The organism is uncultured Aureimonas sp. (assembly GCF_913775355.1).
In the GTDB taxonomy this organism is placed as follows: domain Bacteria; phylum Pseudomonadota; class Alphaproteobacteria; order Rhizobiales; family Rhizobiaceae; genus Aureimonas.
In genome coordinates this window covers 1-6,088 of the sequence record NZ_CAJYIU010000209.1, presented here as the reverse complement: position 1 = coordinate 6,088, position 6,088 = coordinate 1, and the positions used below count along the sequence as shown (strand labels likewise).

The 6,088-nt window shown below is 69.6% G+C and carries 7 protein-coding genes and 1 pseudogene; all 8 read left to right on the top strand.

Annotated features, from left to right (window positions below):
* Nucleotides 1–445 precede the first annotated feature (445 nt).
* The 8 genes and pseudogenes from QZ753_RS13020 to QZ753_RS12985 all read left to right on the top strand — a co-directional run bounded on the left by QZ753_RS13020 (nucleotide 446) and on the right by QZ753_RS12985 (nucleotide 5,880).
* The gene (locus QZ753_RS13020; RefSeq protein ID WP_294644210.1) at nucleotides 446–655 is read left to right on the top strand and encodes a hypothetical protein; all 210 of its coding nucleotides are present in this window, start codon (nucleotides 446–448) and stop codon (nucleotides 653–655) included.
* A gap of 121 nt (nucleotides 656–776) precedes the next feature.
* On the top strand, nucleotides 777–1,166 hold the full coding sequence (locus tag QZ753_RS13015) for a hypothetical protein (protein ID WP_294644209.1): 390 nt from the start codon (nucleotides 777–779) through the stop codon (nucleotides 1,164–1,166).
* A 66-nt stretch (nucleotides 1,167–1,232) separates the two neighbouring features.
* Nucleotides 1,233–1,973, top strand: coding sequence for a HupE/UreJ family protein (locus QZ753_RS13010; protein WP_294644208.1), 741 nt, complete (start codon nucleotides 1,233–1,235; stop codon nucleotides 1,971–1,973).
* Between the two features lie 46 nt (nucleotides 1,974–2,019).
* Nucleotides 2,020–2,757 carry a hypothetical protein gene (locus QZ753_RS13005; protein ID WP_294644207.1) on the top strand — a complete coding sequence of 246 codons (738 nt, stop codon included), beginning with the start codon at nucleotides 2,020–2,022 and terminating at the stop codon, nucleotides 2,755–2,757.
* 111 nt (nucleotides 2,758–2,868) lie between these two features.
* A complete protein-coding gene (locus QZ753_RS13000; RefSeq protein ID WP_294644206.1) occupies nucleotides 2,869–3,147 on the top strand; it encodes a metal/formaldehyde-sensitive transcriptional repressor in 279 nt (92 codons plus the stop codon).
* Between the two features lie 14 nt (nucleotides 3,148–3,161).
* Nucleotides 3,162–4,154 (top strand): CDF family Co(II)/Ni(II) efflux transporter DmeF, encoded by a 993-nt coding sequence (gene dmeF, locus QZ753_RS12995; RefSeq protein ID WP_294644205.1) that lies wholly within the window; start codon nucleotides 3,162–3,164, stop codon nucleotides 4,152–4,154.
* A gap of 27 nt (nucleotides 4,155–4,181) precedes the next feature.
* A pseudogene (locus QZ753_RS12990) lies at nucleotides 4,182–5,564 on the top strand (MFS transporter).
* On the top strand, nucleotides 5,557–5,880 hold the full coding sequence (locus QZ753_RS12985) for a YqaA family protein (RefSeq protein ID WP_367171516.1): 324 nt from the start codon (nucleotides 5,557–5,559) through the stop codon (nucleotides 5,878–5,880). Before QZ753_RS12990 ends, QZ753_RS12985 begins: the two are co-directional and overlap by 8 nt.
* Nucleotides 5,881–6,088: the final 208 nt, after the last annotated feature.

The window sequence follows — 6,088 nt, the reverse complement described above, 5'->3', positions numbered from 1 at the left end:
CCGCGAGCCCGGGTGCTACTCTATCGCCCGCTCTAGCCTGGAGGAACGTACCCCTGCCGGACGTTTGACCGTGCTCCACCGATACGACGGGGAACGCGGTATCGAGTGTCGCCGCGCTCAACCTCTCCATCTCCGATATTATAGAGGCGTTTCGGCGGAGGGCTCGGACAAACGGACTCAAACCATTGCTTTCGTTATGATCTTGGCTTCAAGCCCTTGTCACGCACGGCGATCGGATGGTCTTTCTTGCTGTCGAACCCGACGGAGTTCGCTGGAGCGTCGAAGTGGCTGCCTAGGACCGGACCGACAGAAGGACGACAGTCGGCATTTGGCAACCGAGTGGTGGGATCGGACACCACCAATCGACCTGCGCCGATCTCACGCGGCACTCGTGATCAGGTGCCACGCCCCTCCCGCGCCGGCCGCGATCCCCGTCCCGATGCCCGTGGCGAGCAAGCCACAGGCGCTCAAGGCGGACGCCTACTCGATCGTCTCCGTCTTCGACGGCGAGGCGTTCCTCGCAACGCCCAACGACCTCGTCCGTGCCACGGTGGGGGCCGTCGTGCCGGGCCTCGGCACGATCACCTACGTCGAGGCGTTCCCGAACGGCGGCGGCACCGTCGCCGGCACGGAGGCGGTCCTGCGGACGCGCTGAGCCTTCGGGGCCGTGCAGTTCACCGTTCCTCAACCTTGACCCCGCCATGTTCCGCGGCGACAAGGCTCGCGCCGTGGACGGGGACTAGCGTCCCGGCGCAGGGGCATCCTCGAAGGAACGCATGCGGACACTCGGCCAACTCCTCGCGGGACGCTTGGCGATCGCCTTGGCGATCGTCTTCGCCGTGCTGAGCGCGCCGACGGGCTCGTCCGCCTTCCACGACGCGGCCGCCAAGGGTCACGTGTCGATGGCCGTCCTCGACGACCACGACCACGGGCACTCCCACGATGTCGACGACGAGCCCGCCGACGCAGGCTCGACCGATACCGCGGACGATCACCACAAGCACAATCCCGGCGACCACAGCCACGAGAAGCTCGGCGTCCCGCCCGAGTTCGCGTCCCCGGTCGCGAGCACTTCGCGCACGCGCCTCCTGACGCTTGGCGATGCCGCGCTGCCCAGCCTGTCCTCCACGCTCGACCGTCCCCCGAGACCGTCCCGCATCGCCTGACCGCCGCCGCGTCCAAGGCTTGCGCCCGGCGCGGCACGACAGCATTCGGACACTCGGAACCCATCCATGACACGACCTTCCGCGGAAGGCCGCACCCGCTCGCGTGACGCGATCCGGGCGGCGCTTCCCGTGCCCGTGCCCGTGCTCGCATCGCTCGCGATGCTGGCATTTGCCACGACCGCCCTTGCCCACGGCGTAGCCGCGGGCGACCAGGGCTACATCCAGGAGATCAGCGGGGTGAGCCTCATCCCGTTCGTCTACCTCGGCGCCAAGCACATGGCGACCGGGTACGACCACATCCTGTTCTTGGCTGGCGTGATCTTCTTCCTCTACCGGATGAAGCACATCGGCATCTACGTGACGCTGTTCGCCATCGGTCACTCCATGACCATGCTCCTCGGCATCTACTTCAACGTCGGGATCAACTCGTACGTCATCGACGCCATCATCGGCCTGTCGGTGGTCTACAAGGCGCTCGACAACCTCGGGGCCTTCCAGCGCTGGTTCGGCTTCCAGCCGAACACCAAGGTCGCGACGCTCGTCTTCGGCTTCTTCCACGGCTTCGGCCTTTCGACGAAGATCCTCGAATACGACATCGCGCCCGACGGGCTCGTGCCGAACCTTCTCGCCTTCAACGTCGGGGTCGAGATCGGCCAGCTCCTCGCGCTCGGGGCGATCCTGATCGTCATGGGCTTCTGGCGGCGCTCCCCGAGCTTCATGCGCCACGCCTACGCGGCGAACGTCGCCATGATGGCCGCCGGGTTCGTGCTCTTCGGCTACCAGGCCGTCGGCTACTTCGTCGCCTGACGCTCCTCCCTCACTTCCCCATTCTCCGTTCCAAGGACATCGAACGATGTACAACAGCGACATGCCCACGCGCGCCGAACTGCCGACCTCGAAGCAGCTCCTGCGCTCCACCGCCATCGCCGCGGCCTCCGCCGTCGCCATCCTCGTGGCGGTCGTCCTCCCGGCCGAGTACGGCGTGGACCCGACAGGGATCGGCTCGGCACTGAACCTCACCGAGATGGGCGAGATCAAGGTGCAGCTCGCCGAGGAGGCGGCCGCCGACGCGGCCATAAATGCTGCGGCCGGCACGGCCCCCGCCGTCCGCGTCCCGGGCACGACGACGCCCGCGAACGCCGCGGCCGCCGTCGCGCCGCCGCTCGCGCCCCCGGCTCCGCCCGCACCGCCGGCCCCGCCGGCGCCCGAGCGGCAGTCGAGCCTCCTCGGGCTCCTCGGCGGCCTCGTCGTCTCGCCGGCGGCTGCGCAGGAGATGCGGCAGGACGAGATCACCTTCGCCCTCCAGCCCGGCGAGGGGATCGAGATCAAGATGGCTATGCAGGAAGGGGCTGTCGCGTCCTTCGCCTGGGTCGTCTCGGAGGGCGGCAAGGTGAACTTCGACACCCACGGGGACGGCGGGGGCCAGAGCATCTCCTACGAGAAGGGCCGGGGCGCCGCGTCCGACGAAGGACAGATCACGGCCGCCTTCACCGGCAACCACGGCTGGTTCTGGCGGAATCGGGGAGATGCCCCCGTCTCCGTGACGCTCCGCACGAACGGCGCCTACTCCTCGATCGAGCGGAAGGTTTAGGCTTCGACCTGAGGAGGCCGCCCGTCGACCATGCGTCGTCGGGCGGCCGTCCCGCGCGGGCCCCTGGGAGGCCCTGGCCATCGTCTACCATATAGGGTAGGGGGGTATGCCATGGGGCACCTCGTCAAAGACAAGACCAAGCTCATCGCCCGCGTCCGCCGGCTCCAGGGCCAGCTCGAAGCCGTCGCCCGGAGCCTCGACGAGGAGGCCCCCTGCGGGGACACCCTCCAGCTCGTCGCCTCCGTCCGCGGCGCCCTCAACGGGCTGACGGTCGAGCTGATCGAGGAGCACGTGCGCAACCACGTTGTGGACCCCGAGCACGAGCGGGACCCCGAGCGGGCGAAGGGCGCGGCCGACCTCCTGGCGGTCGTCCGGACCTACCTGAAGTGACGGAGACGCGAACGATGTCGACGACGAACCACGCGGCCGGGCATGCCCACGTCTTCCTCGGGGAAGGGCACGCCCGCAACGAACGCAAGGTGTGGGCGGTGATCGCGCTGACGGTCGCCATGATGGTGATCGAGATCGTGGCCGGCACGGCCTACGGCTCCATGGCGCTCGTCGCCGACGGGCTGCACATGTCGACGCATGCCGCCGCCATGCTGATCGCGGCGGGGGCCCACTACTTCGCCCGGAAGCACGCGCGGAACCCGCGCTTCACCTTCGGAACGGGCAAGCTCGGCGACCTCGCGGCCTTCACCAGCGCCGTGATCCTTGCGCTGATCGCCCTCTTCATCGCCTACGAGAGCGCCCTGCGGCTCGCCTCGCCCGTGCCGATCTCGTTCGGGCAGGCGATCGGCGTCGCCGCGGTCGGGCTCGTCGTCAACCTCGTCAGCGCGTGGCTCCTTAAGGATGACCACCACCATGGTCACGGGCACCATCACGGCCACGGCCACGGCCTCGGCCATCACGACCACGCCCACGACGACCACCACGACCACGGAGACGCGGGTCATGTCGGCGGGCGGGACAACAACCTCCGAGCCGCCTACCTCCATGTCCTTGCGGACGCGCTGACCTCGGTGCTGGCGATCGCCGCGCTCGCGCTCGGCAGCCTCTACGGCTGGGTGTGGCTCGATCCCGTCATGGGCATCGTCGGCGCCCTCGTCATCGCCCGCTGGTCGTGGGGCTTGGTGCGCGACGCCGGGGCGGTGCTTCTCGATTACGTCCCGGAGGGCGAGGACCTGCCGGAGGAGATCCGCGAGGCGATCGAGTCCGACGGGGATCGGATCACCGACCTCCACGTCTGGCAGGTCGGCCCCGGCCACCACGCGGCCATCGTCTCGATCGCGACGGCGACCCCGCTGCCGCTCGATGCCTACCGGGCGAAGCTCGCCCACATCCACGACCTGTCCCACCTGACGGTCGAAGTCGACGCCCGTCCGCGGGCCGCGTAGCGACTTCGTCGACCGAGACCCACGCCCATGCTCGCCGTCCTCCGCCATCGCACCTACCGCCACCTCTTCGCCGCGCAGGTCCTGTCCCTCGTCGGGACGGGGCTGACGACCATGGCCCTCGGGCTTCTGGCCTATGACCTCGCAGGCGCGAATGCCGGCGCCGTGCTCGGCACCGCGCTCGCCATCAAGATGATCGCCTACGTCGGGGTCTCGTAGTTCGCAGGGGTCCTGACGGGCTTCCTGCCGCGGCGCACGCTCCTCGTCGGACTGGACCTGACGCGGGCGGCCTTCGTGCTCCTCCTGCCGTTCGTCGACGCGGTCTGGCAGGTCTACGTTCTCGTCTTCGCCTTCCAATCCATGTCGGCCCTGTTCACCCCGACCTTCCAGGGGACGATCCCCGACATCCTGTCCGACGAGCGCGAGTACACGAACGCTCTGTCCCTCTCGCGGCTCGCCTACGATCTCGAGTCGCTGTTCAGCCCGCTGCTGGCGGCGCTGCTCCTCACCGTGATCTCCTTCCACTGGCTGTTCCTCGGCACGGTCCTCGGCTTCCTCGCCTCGGCGGTCCTCGTCGTCTCCGTCGCGCTGCCCACGGCCCGGGCCGCCTCGGGCGGACGGTTCGTCGACCGGCTGACCCGCGGCATCCGCATTTACCTCGCGACGCCGCGCCTGCGCGGGCTGCTCGCCCTGTCCTTCGCCGCCTCGGCCGGCGGGTCCATGGTGATCGTCAACACCGTCGTCCTCGTCCGCTCGCGGCTCGGGGGCACGAACGACGACGTCGCCGTCCTGTTCGCGGCCTACGGTCTCGGGTCCATGGCGGTCGCGATCTTGCTGTCGCGCCTGCTTCATCGGGTTCCGGCGAGAACGGTGATGGTCGCGGGCGCCGCCTCCTTGGCGTGCCTCCTTGTTGTCGCTGGCCTCGACCCCGGCTGGACGGGAAGCCTCGTCCTCTGGACGCTCCTCGGCGCGGCGTCGTCGGCCGTCGGCAAGCCCGGGGGGCTTCTCCTGCGCCGCTCGTCGGACACCGACAGCCGCCCCGCCGTCTTCGCCGCCCAGTTCGCCCTTTCGCACGCGTGCTGGCTCGTCACCTACCCCGCCTCCGGGTGGCTCGGCGCCACGATCGGGCTCGGGGCCACGTTCGTGGTCATGGCCGCGGCCGCGGCGGCGGGGACGCTCGCCGCCCTTGCATTCTGGCCGGCCCACGACCCCGTCGAGGTCGAGCACGTCCACCACGCCTTCGACCACGACGCGCCGCACGTCCATGACGCGCACCACCAGCACGAACACGAGGGCTGGGAAGGACCGGAGCCGCACCGTCACCCGCACCGCCACCAGCCCATCCGCCATCAGCATGCGCTGGTGATCGACGACCACCACGCGACGTGGCCGACGGGAACGGCGGGTGGGTGACCTTGCTGCCTATGGCGGGATGTTCTGGTCCGCGTTCCTCGCGGCCACCGTCCTGCCGGGCGCGTCCGAGGTCATGCTCGTCGCCCTGCTGGTCTCGGGGACGGGCGACCCGTGGATCGTCCTCGTCACGGCGACGGTCGGCAACACGCTCGGCTCCGTCGCCAACTGGGCCTGCGGGCGCTTCCTCGCCCGTTACCGCGACCGCCGATGGTTTCCCGTCCCGGCCGCTCAGGTCGACCGCTTCTCGGGTCTGTTCCGCCGCTACGGGATGGCCTCGCTCCTGTTCGCGTGGCGCCCGTCGTCGGCGACGCGCTGACGGTGATCGCCGGGACCCTTCGCGTGCCCCTGCTGCCGTTCACCCTCCTCGTCGGGATCGGCAAGCTCGGGCGTTACCTCGTGGTGGCGGGAGGAGCGCTGGCGCTGATGCCGTCTGGGCCTTGAGATGCTCGACGGCGCCATCATCTTCGGAAGCGCGGGGGAGATTAGGGTCGAGCGACCTACCTTCCGTTGCCCCTCGAACTCGG

Bases quoted from the DNA above. Each gene is read 5' to 3' on its own strand.
- dmeF (WP_294644205.1), top strand. From the start codon at position 3,162: ATGTCGACGACGAACCACGCGGCCGGGCATGCCCACGTCTTCCTCGGG.
- QZ753_RS13010 (WP_294644208.1), top strand. From the start codon at position 1,233: ATGACACGACCTTCCGCGGAAGGCCGCACCCGCTCGCGTGACGCGATC.
- QZ753_RS13000 (WP_294644206.1), top strand. From the start codon at position 2,869: ATGGGGCACCTCGTCAAAGACAAGACCAAGCTCATCGCCCGCGTCCGC.
- QZ753_RS13015 (WP_294644209.1), top strand. From the start codon at position 777: ATGCGGACACTCGGCCAACTCCTCGCGGGACGCTTGGCGATCGCCTTG.
- QZ753_RS13005 (WP_294644207.1), top strand. From the start codon at position 2,020: ATGTACAACAGCGACATGCCCACGCGCGCCGAACTGCCGACCTCGAAG.